At 68.2% G+C, this 17,158-nt stretch carries 15 protein-coding genes and 2 pseudogenes; 13 read left to right on the forward strand and 4 right to left on the reverse strand.

Going from position 1 to position 17,158, the window contains the following annotated elements:
* Window positions 1-145 precede the first annotated feature (145 nt).
* Window positions 146-1,483, reverse strand: coding sequence for an IS701 family transposase (locus tag LK06_RS03455; RefSeq protein WP_052270307.1), 1,338 nt, complete (start codon window positions 1,481-1,483; stop codon window positions 146-148).
* Window positions 1,484-1,656: 173 nt separating this feature from the next.
* Here LK06_RS03455 and LK06_RS03460 point away from each other — a divergent pair, with 173 nt between their 5' ends.
* The 8 genes and pseudogenes from LK06_RS03460 (at window position 1,657) to LK06_RS03495 (ending at window position 11,707) form a co-directional block, all read left to right on the forward strand.
* Window positions 1,657-2,328 carry a TnsA-like heteromeric transposase endonuclease subunit gene (locus tag LK06_RS03460; protein WP_234367579.1) on the forward strand — a complete coding sequence of 224 codons (672 nt, stop codon included), beginning with the start codon at window positions 1,657-1,659 and terminating at the stop codon, window positions 2,326-2,328.
* Entirely contained in the window at window positions 2,316-4,436 is a 2,121-nt protein-coding gene (locus LK06_RS03465) for a Mu transposase C-terminal domain-containing protein (RefSeq protein ID WP_043435445.1), read from the forward strand. The genes LK06_RS03460 and LK06_RS03465 overlap by 13 nt, the downstream gene beginning before the upstream one ends.
* A pseudogene (locus tag LK06_RS03470) lies at window positions 4,433-4,990 on the forward strand (AAA family ATPase); the annotation flags it as partial. The gene LK06_RS03465 and the pseudogene LK06_RS03470, both read left to right, overlap by 4 nt.
* Window positions 4,991-5,113: 123 nt before the next feature.
* Window positions 5,114-6,289 carry a tyrosine-type recombinase/integrase gene (locus LK06_RS03475; RefSeq protein WP_043435453.1) on the forward strand — a complete coding sequence of 392 codons (1,176 nt, stop codon included), beginning with the start codon at window positions 5,114-5,116 and terminating at the stop codon, window positions 6,287-6,289.
* Window positions 6,289-8,922 (forward strand): tyrosine-type recombinase/integrase, encoded by a 2,634-nt coding sequence (locus tag LK06_RS03480; protein WP_043435455.1) that lies wholly within the window; start codon window positions 6,289-6,291, stop codon window positions 8,920-8,922. The genes LK06_RS03475 and LK06_RS03480 overlap by 1 nt, the downstream gene beginning before the upstream one ends.
* Complete coding sequence (locus LK06_RS03485; protein ID WP_043435457.1) at window positions 8,919-9,509, forward strand: DUF6262 family protein; 591 nt, start codon at window positions 8,919-8,921, stop codon at window positions 9,507-9,509. The genes LK06_RS03480 and LK06_RS03485 overlap by 4 nt, the downstream gene beginning before the upstream one ends.
* A 115-nt stretch (window positions 9,510-9,624) precedes the next feature.
* Window positions 9,625-10,392 (forward strand): nucleotidyltransferase family protein, encoded by a 768-nt coding sequence (locus LK06_RS03490; protein ID WP_043435461.1) that lies wholly within the window; start codon window positions 9,625-9,627, stop codon window positions 10,390-10,392.
* Window positions 10,393-10,915: 523 nt separating this feature from the next.
* The gene (locus LK06_RS03495) at window positions 10,916-11,707 is read left to right on the forward strand and encodes an IS5 family transposase (RefSeq protein ID WP_086083551.1); all 792 of its coding nucleotides are present in this window, start codon (window positions 10,916-10,918) and stop codon (window positions 11,705-11,707) included.
* Here LK06_RS03495 and LK06_RS03500 read toward each other — a convergent pair.
* Window positions 11,664-12,200, reverse strand: a complete 537-nt coding sequence (locus LK06_RS03500) for a hypothetical protein (protein ID WP_086083062.1) — start codon at window positions 12,198-12,200, stop codon at window positions 11,664-11,666. The two genes, LK06_RS03495 and LK06_RS03500, sit on opposite strands and share 44 nt — an antisense overlap.
* Window positions 12,201-12,284: 84 nt before the next feature.
* Here LK06_RS03500 and LK06_RS03505 point away from each other — a divergent pair.
* The 5 genes and pseudogenes from LK06_RS03505 to LK06_RS03520 form a co-directional block, all read left to right on the forward strand.
* Window positions 12,285-12,716 (forward strand): annotated as a pseudogene (locus tag LK06_RS03505) (ATP/GTP-binding protein); the annotation flags it as partial.
* A 938-nt stretch (window positions 12,717-13,654) separates the two neighbouring features.
* Window positions 13,655-14,128 (forward strand): transposase, encoded by a 474-nt coding sequence (locus tag LK06_RS03510; protein ID WP_234367354.1) that lies wholly within the window; start codon window positions 13,655-13,657, stop codon window positions 14,126-14,128.
* Window positions 14,129-14,183: 55 nt separating this feature from the next.
* Window positions 14,184-14,567, forward strand: a complete 384-nt coding sequence (locus tag LK06_RS35180) for a transposase (RefSeq protein WP_043404360.1) — start codon at window positions 14,184-14,186, stop codon at window positions 14,565-14,567.
* Between the two features lie 32 nt (window positions 14,568-14,599).
* Window positions 14,600-15,592, forward strand: coding sequence for an IS3 family transposase (locus LK06_RS03515; protein WP_240103763.1), 993 nt, complete (start codon window positions 14,600-14,602; stop codon window positions 15,590-15,592).
* A 22-nt stretch (window positions 15,593-15,614) separates the two neighbouring features.
* Window positions 15,615-16,001, forward strand: a complete 387-nt coding sequence (locus LK06_RS03520; protein WP_234367355.1) for a transposase — start codon at window positions 15,615-15,617, stop codon at window positions 15,999-16,001.
* Here the strand turns inward: LK06_RS03520 and LK06_RS33000 are convergent.
* Both LK06_RS33000 and LK06_RS33005 read right to left on the reverse strand, forming a co-directional pair.
* Window positions 15,928-16,557: a hypothetical protein gene (locus LK06_RS33000; RefSeq protein ID WP_078859107.1), complete on the reverse strand. Its 630-nt coding sequence runs from the start codon at window positions 16,555-16,557 to the stop codon at window positions 15,928-15,930. The genes LK06_RS03520 and LK06_RS33000 overlap by 74 nt on opposite strands.
* Before the next feature lie 6 nt (window positions 16,558-16,563).
* Window positions 16,564-16,899 (reverse strand): hypothetical protein, encoded by a 336-nt coding sequence (locus LK06_RS33005; RefSeq protein WP_159025274.1) that lies wholly within the window; start codon window positions 16,897-16,899, stop codon window positions 16,564-16,566.
* Window positions 16,900-17,158: the final 259 nt, after the last annotated feature.

Genomic DNA, 17,158 nt, shown 5'->3' on the forward strand with positions numbered 1-17,158 from the left:
ATAGGAATACGACTTCTCAACGAAGTTTCCGTGAATCTCAGCGAAGGTGAACGGATGATCGTTAGTCTCACCGAAGGTTGAGCATCGGCTCGGCCTTCGGGCTGGGGGTGCGGTGGAAGCACTGTCACGGCAGCTGTAGTTCCGATCATGGTTGGTCGTTGAGAGCGTGTCGGCGCTGGTGACAGGATTGCGCGGCGGCTTGATGGCGGCGGCGCCAGGCCATCCAGTGCAGGACGTGTTCCGCGTCCCGGACGGGTGGCGTGAGGACGAACGCCCTGAGGAGACGGACGAGTTCGGGGCAGGTCAACGGGATGAGACGGGCTGGGGCGGAAGGGCCGACCGTGGCGGCGGTGAGGGCCAGGACGGCGGACGCGATGAGCGAGAATAGCGACCACCGCATCCAGGAGTTCCAGCAGGTCACCTGCCCCTCGTCGAGGCCGGCGAAGGTCTTGCCGAGCTGGAAGGTCTCCTCGATCCGCCACCTGTGGCAGATCACCTCCACCAGCTGGGCCAGGGTGACGTTCCTGGGGGCCCAGCATCGGTAGAAGGAGATCTCGCCGGTGTAGCGGTGCCGGCGGGCGACCAGAACACTGACGCCGTCGTCTTCGTGTCCGTCCGGGCTGTCGTCGGCTCGGACGTCCGCCCAGGCCCAGTCGTACTCGCGGGTTCCCTTGGTGCCGTATCCGGTGCGCATGCGCATCCATCGGTGCGGCAGCACCCTGCCGATCATCTGTCGGGCGCTCTGCCTGCGGCCCGCGCCGTCGGTGACCGTATGCGTGTGGGAGACACCGACTGTGTAGCCGAGTCCGAACTCCCGCATGGCCTTGCGGAGTTCGCGGCCCGAGTAGACCTCGTCGCCGGCGAACCAGCGTGCCCGGACACCCAGCTCGAGCGCGTTCTTGACCATCGCGATGCTCTGCTCGGGCTTGGTCGCGAACATGACCTCCTCCGGGACGCCGGCCGCGTCGCGGCGTTCCTCGTCCGCGGCCCAGTCCTTCGGGAGGTAAAGGGCCCGGTCGATGACCACCCGCGCCGAGTCGGTCACCGCGGCCAGGTGCACGGCGACCTGGCAGAGCCCGACGCCCCTGATCGCGCCGGAGTACTGGCGGCCGGCGCCCACGCAGCCGGTCGAGGACTTCGCGTCCCCGGTCTCGTCCGCGACCAGCACCACGTCCTGACCTGCGAGTTCCCGCACCACCAGACGGGCGATCTCCTCCCGGGCCCGGTCGTGGTCAAACCGCGCGCGGGACAGCAGGTGCTGCAGCCGGTGGGGGCCTGGGTGCCCCAGCGCCTGAGCCAGGGTCCAGCAGTTCCGGGTGTCCACCTCCGTCAACAAGCCCGTGATCATCTCCGCCGCCGTCGAGCGGGCCTCAGGCCGTGCGAAACAGTCTGCGATCGCCTTCATCGCCGCCTCGAGAACCCGGTCCCAGACCGCCTGGGCTATCGTGACCTCCACGGCCACCTGCTCTTGATACGTCGTCACAAACGTTCATGATCATGGTGGCCGTACCCATGCCCGCATCCACCCTCACGAGCTGCTGACCAGCACAGACGTTGGAACTACAGCTGCCGTGACTGTCGCGTGCGTACGGCGATGAGGCGTTATCGGCGTTTGAGCTGGACTTTCTCTGCGACGGAGAGCGGCGCCGGCTCCTGCTGGGAGCGAGTTGGCGGGTCCCGTTCGAGGCGGTCGAGTCTGTCCGGCCGTTCCGCTGGGACAAGGGCACGCCGGGCTTCGCCGGCTGGTACTACTCGACGACCATGCGCGATCACGTGGGCTATGAGTCGTGGCTGGAGCGGGACCGGCTGATCCTGCTCGACAGAGATCCGCAGGTGAGAGCGATATCGTCGCAGCCCTTCTGGCTGCACTGGCACGACGGCCGACGGCAGCGCCGCCATGCTCCCGATTACTTCGTCCGGCTGGCCACAGGGCAGGCCAGGATCTGCGATGTCCGCGCTGAGGACGACATGGATCAGCGGACACGAGAGGCCTTCGCGGCGACCGAGCAGGCTTGCGAGGCGGTGGGCTGGCAGTTCGAGTGGGCTGGCTATCCGGATCCGGTGCTTATGGCTAACGTCCGGTGGCTGGCGCGGTATCGCCGGGCACGCTGTGGTCGGCCGGTGACGGTGGCCGAGCGACTGCTGGAGGTGTTCAGCAAGCCAAAGAGCTTATGGGAGGGAGCCGAACTGGTGGGCGACCGGATCCAGGTTCTGCCGGTGTTGTTCCACCTGCTGTGGTCGGGAAACCTGGACGCGGATCTGTCGGGAGGTCTGTTGGAGACCGGAAGCCTGGTCTGGGCGAAGGGACGGCACCGATGGGTCGGCTGAGGCGTCCGCCGGCTCTGGCGGTCGGTGAGAGAGTCCGGTTCGATGGGCAGGTGCGGGGGGTGTTCGAGGTGACCGCCCAGGCCGCGGTCCTGGAGGACGCCGAGGCTCCGCACCGCGTGGTTGCCCTGATCGAGCTGTTCGAGGCGGGGGACTTCGAGGTCTTGTTCCGCCCGGAGCGCATGCCGTTGCCGCCTTCGTCCGTCCTCGAAACGCTCCCGGCAACAGCGGTCCGGCAGGCTCTGTGGTGGGAGAGCCACATCCTGGAAGTGGTACATGGGCTGCCGCCGGACGCGGAGCCCGGCACGAAACCTCGCGAGGAGTACGGGGCGGGCACGTCGCTGACCGCGCGGGAGAGGGCCAAGGCTGCTGAGCTGTCCCGGTCCGGTCGTCCGGTGACAGTCAGCACGGTCGCCCGGTTGCGTCGCCGCTATCTGAAGGACGGGGTTGCCGGGCTGGCCGATGGCCGGGCGGCCCGCAAACGGCCGGAGTTCGGGGCGGTGGATCCGCGGGTGGTGGGCGCGATGCGCCAAGCCATCAAGGAAGGCGTCGACACCTCCACCCGGACCGCGTCCTATCTCATCTGGAGGGCAAAAGAGATCCTCATCCAGGCCGAGACCGAGACCGAGGCCGAGACTGAAGACGGACAGACGGCGACTGCCTGGCCGTCCAGGGCCACTCTCTATCGGCTGGTGGAGAAGCTGACGGCGGGGACCCACGCGACGGGCTCGGCGGTGACGCGCCGGTCGAAGGCCCACACGGCGTCCGCCCCCTTCGGGGAGCTGACGGTGACCGCTCCGGGCGAGGTCATGCAGATCGACTCCACTCCCCTCGACGTGATGGTCCGCCTCGACAACGGGGTCGTCGGCAAGGTCGAACTGACCGGCATGATTGATGTCGCAACCAGGACGTTGTCGGCCGCGGTGCTGCGGCCCTCGACGAAGTCGGTGGACGCCAGCGTGCTACTGGCCCGCACGGTCACCCCGGAGCTGATGCGGCCGGGCTGGGTGGACGTGCTGAAGATGTCGAGGTCGGTACTGCCGCACCGCCGCCTGCTGTCCCTGGACGAACGCCTGGAACACGCGGCTGCCAGGCCGGTGATCGTCCCGGAAATGATCGTCTGCGATCACGGGAAGGTGTTCGTCTCGCACAACTTTCGGGCCTCCTGCCGGTTCCTGGAGATCGACTTCCAGCCGACGCACAAGGGCTCGCCCTTCGAGAAGGGCCACATCGAGAAGATGCTGGGCTCGGTCGCCACGATGTTCGCGCAGTTCCTCCCCGGCTACACCGGCCGGAACACCGACCGCCGCGGTCGGCACCCGGAGAAGGAGAACCTGTGGTCGCTGCCCGAGTTGCAGGAACTGCTCGACGAGTGGGTTGTCTCCAAGTGGCAGAACCGTCCCCACGAAGGGCTGCGTGACCCCGACCATCCGGGCCGGCTGTTCACACCGAACCAGAAGTACGCCGCGCTGGTTGAGTCTTGCGGTTACGTCCCGGTCGCACTGAGCGGCCAGGACTACATCGAGCTTCTGCCTGCGGCCTGGCGTGCCGTCAATTCCTACGGCATCCGGATCAACAACCGTACCTACGACGCTCCGGAACTCGGGCCGATGCGACGGCAGCACTCCGGTGTCGCCGCCAAGCGAGGGCTTTGGGAGGTCCACCGCGATCCCTACGACGTCTCCCGAGTCTGGGTGCGCAACCATCGCGGAAACGGCGAATGGGTCCAGGCGACCTGGAAATACCTGAACCGGGCCCCTGTTCCCTTCGGTGACCTCGCCTGGGATCACGTCAGCCATCAGCTGCCCAAGGCCACCGAGAAAGAACTGGCCGAGGCCGTGGCCGCCTTGCTGACCCGTGCTCATGCCGGCCCCGCCCAGGTGGCCGAGAGCAAGAAGGCCAAGAAGAACAAGCCCTCCAAGCGGGATCGCCAGGTGACCGCACGAACCAGAGCCATGATCCCGGCCGTGGTCACTCCGCCGCCCGCCCCGTCACCGGTCGCTGCGGACGAGCCCGCCGTGGAAGAACAGCCGGAAGACGAAGAGCCGATGGCCGACGTGATCCCGCTTGGTCTGTTCGACCCGCGTGAGGACCCCTGGAGACGTTCATGACCACGCCGCACCTCCTGCCCTCCGATTCGGGCGGACACCTGAGCACGCGCCCGGGCTGGCGCGAGTTCGCCCAAGAGCCGCCGATTCCGCCGGCCTTGCTGTCCGAGCGGGAGTACGCGGCGCTGAGCGACGCCGACCTCGCCCGCGACACCGAGGACCGCCTGGACCACCACACCCGCCTGCGGGTGGTGGCCACCTCCACGGTCCGTCACGCTGTCACCACCGGTCGGCGGCTGATCCTGCTGAACCGGCATGCTGTCAGTGCCAGGCGTGGCCTGATCGTCTCCGGGCCCGCTGGCACCGGAAAGACCATCGCGATCACCCAGCTCGGCCTTGCCCACGAGATTCAGGACCGCGACCGCCACCCGAACTCACCCGACCGCATCCCGGTCCTCTACATCACCGTCCCGCCGGCCGCGACAGCTCGCATGATCGCTGCCGAGTTCGCGCGCTTCCTCGGGCTGCCTACGCCTGGCCGCTTCAACATCACCGACATCATCGAGGCCGTCGTCGGTGTGTGCACCAAGGGCCGCACCGGCCTGGTCCTGGTCGACTTTACCGACCGCCCGTAGTCCTGCCCGTGATGTCCGTCTGGGACTGTGACCAGCACGTCCTGGGCTTGTTTACCGACCGTGCCCGGGGCGTCCGTCATGTTCTGGAGTCGGTACGGAGGACAAGTGGTACGGCACGTGGTCATCGGGGACCTCAGGGTCCAGCAGGTGGACCGGAAGGACGGGCGGCGGTCGTGGACGATCGTGTGGCCCGAGGGAACAGTCCATAAGGAGGCGGACCGGTTCCTGCGTCTGCACGATGGTTCGGGAACGCAGAGGACGTACGCGTATCTACTCGTGGACCATCTGCGGTGGCTGGAGCGCGAATGTCTGGCCTTCGGCACGGTCCAACTGCGCGACCTTGAGCGGTACATGGGCATTGTCGGTGCCGAGGTCCGCATGCCGCTCGGCGAACCGTGGCGGGTCGGCAAGCGCCCCTACGGCCGGTCCGCGCTGTCAACCGCGGCGGCCTGCCTGAAGGGCTTCTACCTGCACCAGTCCTCCCTCGGTATCAACGGCGAGCTCGGCAAGAATCTCGATGTGTCCCGGCTGCCGTCGCAGGTGGATCGGCGCCGTTCCTTCCTCGGGCACGTGAAGTCATCGCTGCCCACCAACCCGCTCGCCCCCTCGGGGCCGCGCCGCCGACACCCGAAGATGCTCCCGGAGGGCGCGAGGGAGAAGCTGCTGGCCACGGTGAACGCGGCCCGGGACAGGCTGGTCGTCGACTGGCTCGCGGACGGCGGCCTGCGGATCGGTGAACTCTGCGGGCTGCACCTGGTCGATCTGCACCTGCGTGAGAACGCGGCCTGCGGCGAGTGCCGCACGGCTCACCTGCACATCTGCCACCGGCCGGACAATCCGAACCGGGCCGAGGCGAAGACCAAGCACGACTGGCGGGTCGAGCACGGCGTTGTGACCGGCGGGCTGATCAAGCGGGTCAGCCCGGCGATGGTGCACTCCTACTTCGAGTACGTCACCACCGAGTACCCGCGCGATGCCGGGCACGGCATGCTCCTGGTCCAGCTGCACGGCGCCGGTGCCGGGCAGCCATGGGCGCCGGTCGGGGCCCGGCAGATGCTCGGGCGGGCCGGGAAACGCGCTGGTCTGGGGCTCGTCAAGCCTCACGCCTTCCGGCACACGTTCACCTCCGCGGTTCTCGACGCCGCTGATGGCAACACGCTGATCGCCCGGGACGCCGGCTGCTGGGCGTCGGCCGCGATGGTCGACGAGGTCTACGGACACGTCGACGTCCACGACCCGGCGTTCGACGCCGCACTCCGCGCGGTCTGGGGTGAGGCGTGATGAGACGGCAGGAGTACCTTCGCCCGCTGTTCGACGAGCGTCCGGACCGGGTCGGCCGAGACCGGCTGGAGATCCTGACCGCCCTGATCGGCGGGCCGTCCTTCGACCCGGTCTACCGCCCCGACATCATCGAGATCCCGCGTGGTCACGCGATCTACCGGTGGGAGTGCGTCGTCGCCAGTTGTGAACGCACCCGGACGGGTGGGTCGGACCTGTGCTCGGAGCATCAGCGGCAGTGGACCTTCGACAGCGAGCGCGGCGTGGGCCGAGCTGCCTTCGTAGCCGCCGCCCAGGGGCTGGAGAGGCACGTCGGAGCGGAAGCGGCCATCTGCCGGATCTGCCCTGAACGGCCCGCGGCACACAGTGACCTGCGGCTGTGCCAGCGGCATCTGAGCCGGTGGGTCGCGCTCAAGAACGAGGGAGACGACAGTGACTCCTTCGCCGTCTGGGTCAGCGGCGAAGGGCCGTGCCCCGGCTACGGGCCCTGCAGCGCGGTCGTCTGCGCGGATCTGGCCGACTCCCCGCTGGGGCTGTGCTCGTGGCACGGCAGCCGCTACCGCCGCGACGGCAGGCCCGGTAACGCCGCGATGCCGCACAGTTGGTGGCAGCGATACGAGAAGTTCGGGAAGACGGTCCCGATCGAGTACGGCGACCAAGCGGCGTTCCGGCGCTGGTGCGCTGCCGTTCCCGCGCATCCGTGGCCGGGGCAGATCAATCTGCGCGGGCTGCGGCCCCTGGTGCGGGCCGAGATCCAGTGGGGACTGTTCGTCCACACCCGCCGGGCCCGGCCCAGCCGGTGGGATCTGGGCTGGATCCGGTCGCTGGTGACCACATGCCGCACGCTGGAAGTGAACTCGCTCGTCGACTTCGAGTTCGGGACCGGCGGTTCTGCCGGGTTCACCGGGGCGATCGCCAAGGAGATCCTGCATGAGCTGCGGTTGGTCTACTTCACCCCGCAGGAGGCCAAGGACGCCGGGTTCCTGGAGACCGAGCACTTCGGGGTGCTGTTCCCGCACCGGATGAGCCACCTCGACCTGACCGGCATCCCGCAGCGTTGGCTGCGGGAACTGACCTGGGACTACCTCGCGGGCCTGCTGCGGTCACCGCGCTGTCCCCGCTCGGCCGGCCCGATCGACGGCCTGCGCCGGGCCGCCGTCGAGCTGGGCGCCTTCCTGGAGGTCGAAGCGCCGGGCAGTGGCCACGACCCCGCGGTTCTGCGGGAAGAACACGCCCAGCGGTTCGTCGCCGACCAGCGCCATCGCGAACGTGAAGGGCTCCCCTCGCTGGCCGTGAAGCGGCCGGACGGGACCGAGAGCATCGTCACCACCACCACACGGTCGGTCGTGTTCAACGCCGTTCGCAAACTGATGCGCGACGCGCTGGACACCGGCGCCGCCGAAGCACTGGGCCTGGCAAGGGAGTTCATCACCGTGTTCCCGCCAGCGGGCGCCACCACCGGCCGGACCGCGCGGCGACCCTTCCCCGACGAAGTCGCCCGGGCCCTGGCCGACGAGGCGAACCTGGCCGGACTCGCCGCCACCTACGACGTCAACGACAACGGCGCCCGCGACATCTGGGAGACCGCCGTCACCACCGGCCGCCGTATCGGCGAGGTGATCAAGGTTCGGTGGGACTGCATCGGCCGCTACGGCGGCCTGGCGATGTTCTGGCACGACCAGACCAAGGTCGGCAACTACGACGTTGCAATCCGCATACCCGAACGCCTCTACACGATCCTCACCGAACGCCAGCGCAAGACCCTGGACCGCTTCACCGCCCGCTACGGCTACCGGCCGACCGGCGCTCAACGCGCCGGACTGGCCCTGTTTCCCACGGTCTACCGCAGTCAGGACGGGACGGTGTCGCTGACCCACCAGTGGTTCTACAGCCGGTTCCGGCCCTGGGTGGACGCCATGGACCTCGGCCACTACGTCCCCCACCAGGCCCGCCATACTCTGGCCACCAGCCTGTTGCGCCACGGCGCCACCCTGACCCACATCCGCCGTTACCTGGGACAGGTCAGTGACCGGATGGCGGAGCACTACGTCCACCTGACCAGCTCCGATCTGGAAAACGTGCTCCAGCACGTCTGGGTCGCCGGCCCCGGCACAGCCCAGCCCGGCGAACTCCTGGCCGGGGAAACCACCCCGCTCACCCGACAGCAGGCCCAGGCTCTGGCGATCGACCTCTCCCGCCGCAGCACCCCGGCCGAGGGCGGATTCTGCACCTTCCAGCCCGTCGTCGACGGCGGCGCCTGCCCCTGGAACCTCGACTGCCACAACTGTGACAAATTCGTACTCTCCGGCGCCGACCTCCTCTACTGGCGACGGAAACGCGAGCAATGGCAACTACTGGCCGAAGGCGCCCCCGACGACGCCACCGCCGACTACCTCCACCGTTACTTCGAGCCCACCGCCCGCGCCATCGACGGCCTGGAGAAGGCCCTGGCCGGCCTCGGTTTGCTCGACGACGCCCTTGCCCTGGACCTGCGCAAACCCCAGGACTACTTCCACCGCGTGTGGTCCACCGCTTTCCGCGCCGCCGACCTCGCCGACACGGGCAGCGACGAGACGGACGAGTACAGCGATACGTGCACAGCCGACGGCGACGACCCCGAACAGGACGCCGCATGAACACCCCCACCACCGCTCCAGCTCCAGAACCCCGCACCACGGCGGCCCTGGCCGCCCGCCGCCGCAAGACCGAAGCCGCCATCGAGCGCGTCCACCAGGCCATCACCCGTCTCCGACGTGAGAAGGCCCAGCTCAGTGTCGCTGCCGTCGCCCGCCGAGCGGACGTCTCACGCACCTTCCTCTACGACAACATCGAGGCCAGAGCCGCGGTCGCCGCAGCGATGGAACAGGCCGGCGAACGCCGGTCCCTCATGCTCGCCGAACAGGACGACGAGCGCGAGGCGACCTGGCGCGAACGCGCGCTGAACGCCGAGGACGCCCTCAAGGCCGCCCACACCGAGATCCTCACCCAGCGCACCCGGATCGGTGAACTCCTCGGTCAGATAAGCGACTTGCAGGCCGAATGGACCGGGGAAGCCATCCAGCGGATCACCACCGAGAACACCACCCTCAAACAGCGCGTCCGCCAGCTCACCACCGACAACCGCACCCTCGACGAGCGGCTCAAGGCCGCCCGCTCCAACCTCCGCTTCCAGGACCGACGCGTCGCCGACATCGAAGCCCAGATCGCGTCCTCGCCAGGCTGACTCATCCGCGCAGCGGTTGTCTCACCGTCAGTGAGGCGGCCGCTGGCCATGACGCACCCGGAGGCGAAAGCAAAATGATCTGCACCCGATGGCCGACCCGTTTATCGTCACTTCCATGCACCCAGACGACGATCAAGCCTTTGTCGCGCACGTCACGGACCGACTCGCGAGCCTGCCGGGTGTGAAGGCCGTCGCGTTGGGGGGCTCACGGGCCACGGGCGCACATCGACCCGACAGCGACTGGGACTTCGCCATTTACTACCGAGGCGAGTTCTCCCCTGAGAGCCTGCGTGCCCTCGGCTGGCCCGGGGAGGTTTCGGAGATCGGCGGGTGGGGCGGCGGTGTGTTCAACGGTGGAGCGTGGCTCCAGATCGGCACCCGGCGCCTCGACGTGCACTACCGCGATCTTGATGACGTCGAGTATCAGCTCTCAGAAGCCCGCCAGGGGCGGTTCGGTATCGAGAGGCTCATGTTCCACCTGGCCGGCATTCCGACCTACCTGGTCGTCGCCGAACTGGCCGTCAACCAGGTACTCCACGGAGAACTGCCACGCCCTGAATACCCCGAGGCTCTGAGACGCCATGCACCTGAGCAGTGGTGGGGCACGGCCCAGCTCACCCTCGCCTATGCCCGCGCTGCCCACGCCGAGCAGGGACACGTCACAGACTGCGCCGGGGCAATCGCCACCGCCACCTGCCAGACGGCGCACGCGGTCATGGCCGCGCGGGGACAGTGGGTCACCAACGAGAAGAAACTGCTCGACCGCGCGGGACTGCGAAACATCGACCGCGTCCTGGCCAACCTGGCTCCCCAGCCAGAAGCACTCACACACGCCATCGACGAAACGATGTCCTTGCTGAAGCAGGCCATCCCAACGTCATGACAACAAGCCCTGCCCTCTCGCCTGACGGCAGCCGCCGGGTTCTCCTGACCCCGGCAGCAGGTTCGCGTGACGACGAGCACCGAGAACCACATCAACGAGCGGCCCCCGAACAGCGGCGGCACCACATCGCGAACATGTAGTCTATGAATCGTCGCAGTTTAGAGCCGGTTCACGAGCTCCTGCGGTCGGTAAAGTCGACGAGATCCACAACATCTCCCTCACCAGTCGCACCGGCGCCGAGGTCGCCGACACCCTCAGAAGCTGTTGTCTTTTCGATCTTGAGGGGTGCGCGTCGAACGGGAGTCCCGATCGGGTGGTCGCGGGGTGTTGGGTGCATACGAACAGGGCCTCCTGAACAGCTCGTTGGTGTCGAATCACCGAGCAGCAGGAGGCCCTGGTGCAGCAGTCTTGCGTGCCGATGGCTGGGCAGTCCAGTGCGGTCACCTGGGAGTGTGACTGCCTGGCTCACCGGTTCGGAAACGCCGCCGACAATGGGACGCGTGAGCGGCGGTATCCGTCGGATATGACGGACGCGGAGTGGGCCAGGGTCCTGCCGCTGCTGCCGGTGCCGGGCTGGATGCGCGGCCGGGGCGGCCGGCCGGAGGCGTATTGCCACCGGGTCATGCTCGATGCGATCCGGTATCTCGTGGACAACGGGATCAAGTGGCGGGCGATGCCTGCCGACTTCCCGCCGTGGGACCGCATCTACGCATTCTTCCGCCGCTGGCGTGACCACGCCCTGGTCAAGGAGTTCCACGACCGGTTGCGCGCGAGAGTCCGCGAGGAGCTGGGGCGGGACGCGCAGCCGACGGCCGGGGTGATCGACTCGCAGTCCGTCAAGGCGGACGCCGTCGTCGGCGCGGACAGCCGGGGCTTCGACGGTGGCAAGCTCGTCAACGGCCGCAAGCGGCATGTCGTGGTCGACACCCTCGGCCTGCTGCTGGGCGTGATGGTCACCGCCGCGGATGTCGGCGACCGCACCGCTGCCCAGGTGCTGCTCGGGCAGGTCGCCGACGCCCACCACCGGCTGGAACTGCTCTGGGCTGATGGCGGCTACACCGGCAGCCTCGTCGAGCACTGCCTGGCCACGTTCGCCCTGGTCCTGGCGATCGTCAAACGCAGCGACGACCAGAAGGGGTTCGTGGTGCTGCCCAAGCGGTGGATCGTCGAGCGCCTCTTCGCCCACCTGATGCGAAGCCGCCGCCTGGTGCGCGACTTCGAGCGCCGCACCACCAGCGCGGAGGCGATGGTCTACTGGTCGATGACCGGGCTCATGACCCGCCGCCTGGCCCGCTCACGCCTGCCGCGAGGGTGAACCGGCCCGGCTGCTGCTCGGCCAGCCAGCCGCGGGCCACCAGGCGTTTCGCCTTCGACCGTAGGGCCTCCACCCGCGCCGGCACCACGTCCATGCCGAACACGGCGGCCATCTCCTGGCAGCTCAAAGGGCCTTGATGGAGCCGGGCCCGGTCCGCGAGCGCCGTGAGGATGCGCTGGTAGTCCACCGACAGCACCGACCAGGCCAGCCCCTGGCGCCACACCGGCACCTGTGACTTCGACTTCGCCGCATCCCCAGGCGTCGACGGCACCTGCGCATCCCGCGGATCCGCGGTGACTTCCGCCTCGGCGGCGGCACCGTCGTCCGGAGCCAGCACCGTATCGACCCGCCTGCGAGCGATCGCCCACTCCTGCCATTCCAGCTCGGCCGCGGCCAGCTCGGCCTGGATGCGGTCGGCCTCCTCCCGCAGCCCGTCGACTCGACGCCGAGCGGCGACCTCGTGCTGTTCCAGCAGCCCAACAACTGACGGCATCCGCGACCTCCCGGGGAACGACGACCCGACAGGCCACCACTCCCACGGAACCACCGGTCCTATCCCCGACCAGCGGAAACGCGCCGATCACGTCCGGAAAGACAACACCTTCTCAAGTACTTCTCCGAACGCATCCCGGCCACATTTGTCTACGCGGGCATCGACGTCGAGCACAGCACTCTGCTCTCTGGCACCCGCGGCGCCCAGATCGCCGGACGCTTCACGCTGATCCCCTCCCACCCCTTCCCCTACAACGCCGAATGGAAGGCACTGGTCAAAACCTTGGAGCAGACGTTGCTCCTGCGTCGTCACAGGCCAGGCACGCTCGCCCGTCTCGACCGGTTCCTCCACGATCGCACCGGCGGGATGATCGGTGCGCTCTCGCACCAGATCCGCGGAGCCGCGATCGATGCGATCCTCAGCGGCACCGAGAAGATCACGAAGAAGGACCTGGTGAACGTCCCCCTCGATGTCGCCGCAACCACCCGGACACGCACCCCGCAGGACGGGAGCTGACCAGCACCGGGCCGTGGGCTGGCCCTGCACTCGTCCCCCTGCCCTTTCAGGTCAGACCCGTCGCCGACGAGGGCCGCGACAAGTTCATCGAACGCCTCGCCAAGGCCAACTTCCTCAAGACGTACTACCTGCGGAGGGCTCTGCGAGAGCCGCCCGGCTATCACGGCCCCGTCCTATGGCAGCGCCTGGGAACCGCCACTGGCCGTGACCCCGTCGAACTCAGCAACATCCTGGGCCACTCACGCTGCAGGGGATGCGGCACCGTGCTGCCTCTCGACAACACGGCGACTGAACGCCGGACATGCTCTGCTGCCTGCCGAACGAAGAGCTACCGCCGACGACTCCAACGCCCAGCCGACGAGCCCCCCACGCATCGCTTGGTCGTCTGCGCAGGCTGCGGCCAGAACACCGAAGTCCCCGCAGAGCAACACAGCCGCCGTTACTGTTCACGAACGTGCCGCCAACTGGCCCGCGAGCAGCGCAAACGCGCGTTGGAGGAGCTCCCGGTCAAGGCCTGTGAAGCATGCGGAAAGTCCCTCGGCAGGCTCTCCAACAGACGCTGGTGCTCAAAGCGCTGCTGCGACTGGGGCTACTTCAAGAGCAAAGGACACAGAAGCGCCCTCTTCCCCGGAGGACCGCATCCGGACCAACCGTCCAACTGTGTTGAGAAGTCGTATTCCTATCGATCATGAGGACGGCTCTGATCGAACAGGTTCCTTGGTCGGGTGATCTTGGCCGCGCGGGCGCATGAAAGCAGGGCCTCCGGTGCAGCACGAGGGTTGCGAAGCCAACTCGTGTACCAGGAGGCCCTGTTGTCCCAGTCTTGCGTGACGACGTTGTTCCCGTCCAACTCGCGCGTGTCGGCGTGCGATTGCCTCGCTCACCGGTTCGGGAACGCGGCTGACCGCCCCGACCGGGTGCGGCAGTACCCCTCCGACATGACGGACGCCGAGTGGCAGGTGGTGCGCGGCGCAATGCCGGCCCCGGCCTGGCTCGAAGGGCGGGGCGGACAGCCCGAGGGCTACTGCCACCGGCAGATGCTGGACGCGGTCCGCTATGTCACGGACAACGCGATCAAGTGGAGAGCGATGCCCGCCGACTTTCCGGCGTGGGACCGGGTGTATGCGTTCTTTCGCAGGTGGCGCGACAAGGGACTGGCCCGCGAGTTCCACGACCGCCTGCGCCAACGGGCCCGCCGGGCCGAAGGGCGGGACGTGGAACCGACCGCGGCGATCATCGACTCGCAGTCGGTCAAAGGTGCGGCGTCGGTACCCGACGCCTCACGCGGCTACGACGGCGGCAAGAAGATCAACGGAAGGCGCCGGCACGTCATCACGGACAGCATCGGGCTGCTGCTGATGGTCCTGGTGACCGCCGCCGACGTCACCGCCCTCTCTGACACCGTTGGGTGAGACGCCCTGAAATGATCAGATATTGTGGGCGTGCACGACAGGAGCACCCATCCGCATGTCCCGTACCAATTCTTCCGAGCAGGTTCCCGCTCCGCGGCCGAAGCGTCGTCGCTTCTCGGCCGAGTACAAGTTGCGCATCGTCGCCGAGTACGACGCCGCCCCCGCCGGAGACAAGGGCGCGATTCTGCGCCGGGAGAGGCTGTACCACTCCCACGTCATCGAGTGGCGCCAGGCCAGAGACGCCGGCGCGCTGGAGAAGCTGACCGACCACCGCACCAGCCCCACCCGCCCGAAGAAGCACCCCGCCGAGGCCGAGAACGACAAGCTGCGGCGTCAGGTGGAGCGGCTGGAGAAGGAGGTTGCGAAGCGGGATGCCGCGCTGGAGGTGCTGGGAAAAACACACGCGCTCTTGGAAGCACTCTCCAAGAGCGCGGACTGAAGGACGCCCTGGAGCCGCTCCTCCACGAGGCCGTGGAGGAGCTGACCCCGTACCTGGGCATCGTGGCGGCGTGCCGGATCGCCGGACGCTCCCGGGCCACCCATCACCGGCGGCTGAACCCGGCCCCGCCCAGACCCAAGGCGCCGAGGCCCACGCCGGTCAACGCCTTGTCGGACACCGAGCGGCAGGCGGTGCTGGAGCTGATGAACCGGCCCGAGTACGTGGACCTGCCACCCGCGCAGATCTACGCCCGGGAACTGGACGACGGCCGCTATCACTGCTCCGAGCGCACCATGTACCGGATCCTGAAGGAGGCCGGGCAGGACGGTGAACGCCGCCGTCAGGCCACCCACCCGCCCCACACGGTTCCCGAGCTCGTGGCCGACGGCCCCTCGCAGGTATGGAGTTGGGACATCACGCGCCTGGCCGGCCCGGCGAAGGGAATCTGGTACCACGGCTACGTCATCCTGGACATCTACTCCCGCTACGCCGTCGGCCACACCGTCGAGGCGGCCGAATCCGCCGCGCGGGCCGAGGAGTTGATCCGTGAGGCGATCGACCGCAACGGGATCGTGCCGCACACCGTGCACGCCGACCGCGGCACCTCCATGACGTCCAAGCAGGTCTCCCAGATGCTCCTCGACCTCGGCGTGACCCGTAGCCACTCCAGGCCCAGGGTCAGCAACGACAACCCGTTCAGCGAGAGCCAGTTCCGCACCACGAAGTACCAGCCGGACTACCCAGAACGCTTCGATTCCCTCGCCCACGCGCGGGAGTGGATGGACGCGTTCATCTCGCACTACAACCACGTGCACAGGCATTCCGGGATCGGCTACCACACCCCCGCCAGCGTCCACTTCGGCACCGCCGAACTCGTCCGCGAGCAGCGGGCAGCCACCCTCACAGCCGCCTTCGAGCAGCATCCCGAACGCTTCAACCGCCGCCCCGCACCACCGACGATTCCCCAGCAGGCATGGATCAACGACCCCGCCAGGCGGCGTGAACCACAGCAACACAACTCATAGCCGCACATACGTTTCATTTGACTTGACAGCTACCGCCGACCGCCAGGCCGCCCGCGTGATGGCGCCCCGGCTCCGGGAGAAATTCCGCAAGATCACCCTCATCTGGGCGGACGGCGGCTACTCCGGCCGCCTAGTCACCTGGGCCAGGGAGAAACTCCAGCTCACCCTGGAGATCGTCAAGCGCAGTGACGACATGAGCGGCTTCGTGGTGCTGCCCAGACGGTGGTGCGTGGAGCGGACTCTGGGGTGGCTGATGCGATCGCGGCGTCTGGTGCGGGACTTCGAGACGCTGCCCGCCTCCAGCGAGACGTTCGTCTACTTCTCGATGGCCATGCTCATGAGCCGCCGCCTCGCCCGGACGGCATCCCGGCCCCGGCCCGGGCAGGCACGGTGGGCTCGCGCGGCGTGAACCGGCCCGACGGCAACGCGGTCACCCAGCCCCGCTCAGCCAGCCGCCTCGCCTTCGAACGCACTGCCTCGGTCTTCGCCGGCACCGCCGCAAGCCCCAGCCGCCCGGCCAACTCCTTCGCCGAGATGCCCTCACCGGCGCCCGGCTCGGCCTCCACCAGCTCCACAATCCGCCGGTAGTCCGCCGACAGCGCCAAAACCGTCGCCCCCGCATACCAGCGCGGCACGACCGACCCCGCGACCGGCGCCTTCGCCGTGTCCGCCACCACCACGGCCGCCGCCTCGCCCACCGGGGCGGCCCCTTCCTCCAGCATCACCTCCCGGCCCGCCAGGGTCTCGGCGAGCTCGGCCGTGGCGATCACGCGACGCTCCAACAACGCCTCCGCCTCAGCGAGTTCGGCAAGAACCCGCTCCGCCTCCACACGAAGCTCCTCCGCCCGCACCCGGGCAGCCGCTTCCCGCCCCTCCACCAGCGCCATCACCGACGTCACACTCAACTCCGCATCACCGAGACCGAACCAGACGCCCAAACTCTCCCGCAACAATGCCGACACCATGCCTGATCAGCGGAAACCCCACGACCACATCCGGAAAGACAACGGCTTCTGAATGCGGCACCCCCATACAACCAGGCCGCCGAAGAATCCGCTGGAACTGCTCGAACGCCTGCGCAGCCCGCGGCCGCCGCCGCAAGAAACAGGCAGCCGACCCACCCACGCCGATCCCGCCCTGATCACCGATCCAACTTCGGTGGCAATCGGCCCAGATGAGACGTCAGTGAGGACAGCGAGCGTGTGAAACAGTTCAGTACGAACGGTGAGGCGATCGCCAAGCTCCCCTTCCAGGTCCGGCCGATCGCTGGTGAAGGCTGCTATCCGTTCATTGCCCGCCTCGCCCATGCCAACTGCCTCCCGCCCACCTACCTGCGGCGTTTCCTCGCGGGACCGCCTGGGTACCGCGGCAGCCCGTCCTGGGAACGGCTCTCGGCCGTCACCGGCCGTGACGTCGGACAGTTGCGAAAGACTCTCGACACCGCGAAGTGCAAGGAGTGCGGCTCGGTATTCCTGCTCGACCGCACGTTCGGTAACCTGCCCCGTTACTGCTCGGCCCGATGCCGAGCCCGCCCATCCCTCAAACGCGAGGTCACAGAGCCCTGCC

This window comes from Streptomyces pluripotens, from assembly GCF_000802245.2.
Taxonomy (GTDB): domain Bacteria; phylum Actinomycetota; class Actinomycetes; order Streptomycetales; family Streptomycetaceae; genus Streptomyces; species Streptomyces pluripotens.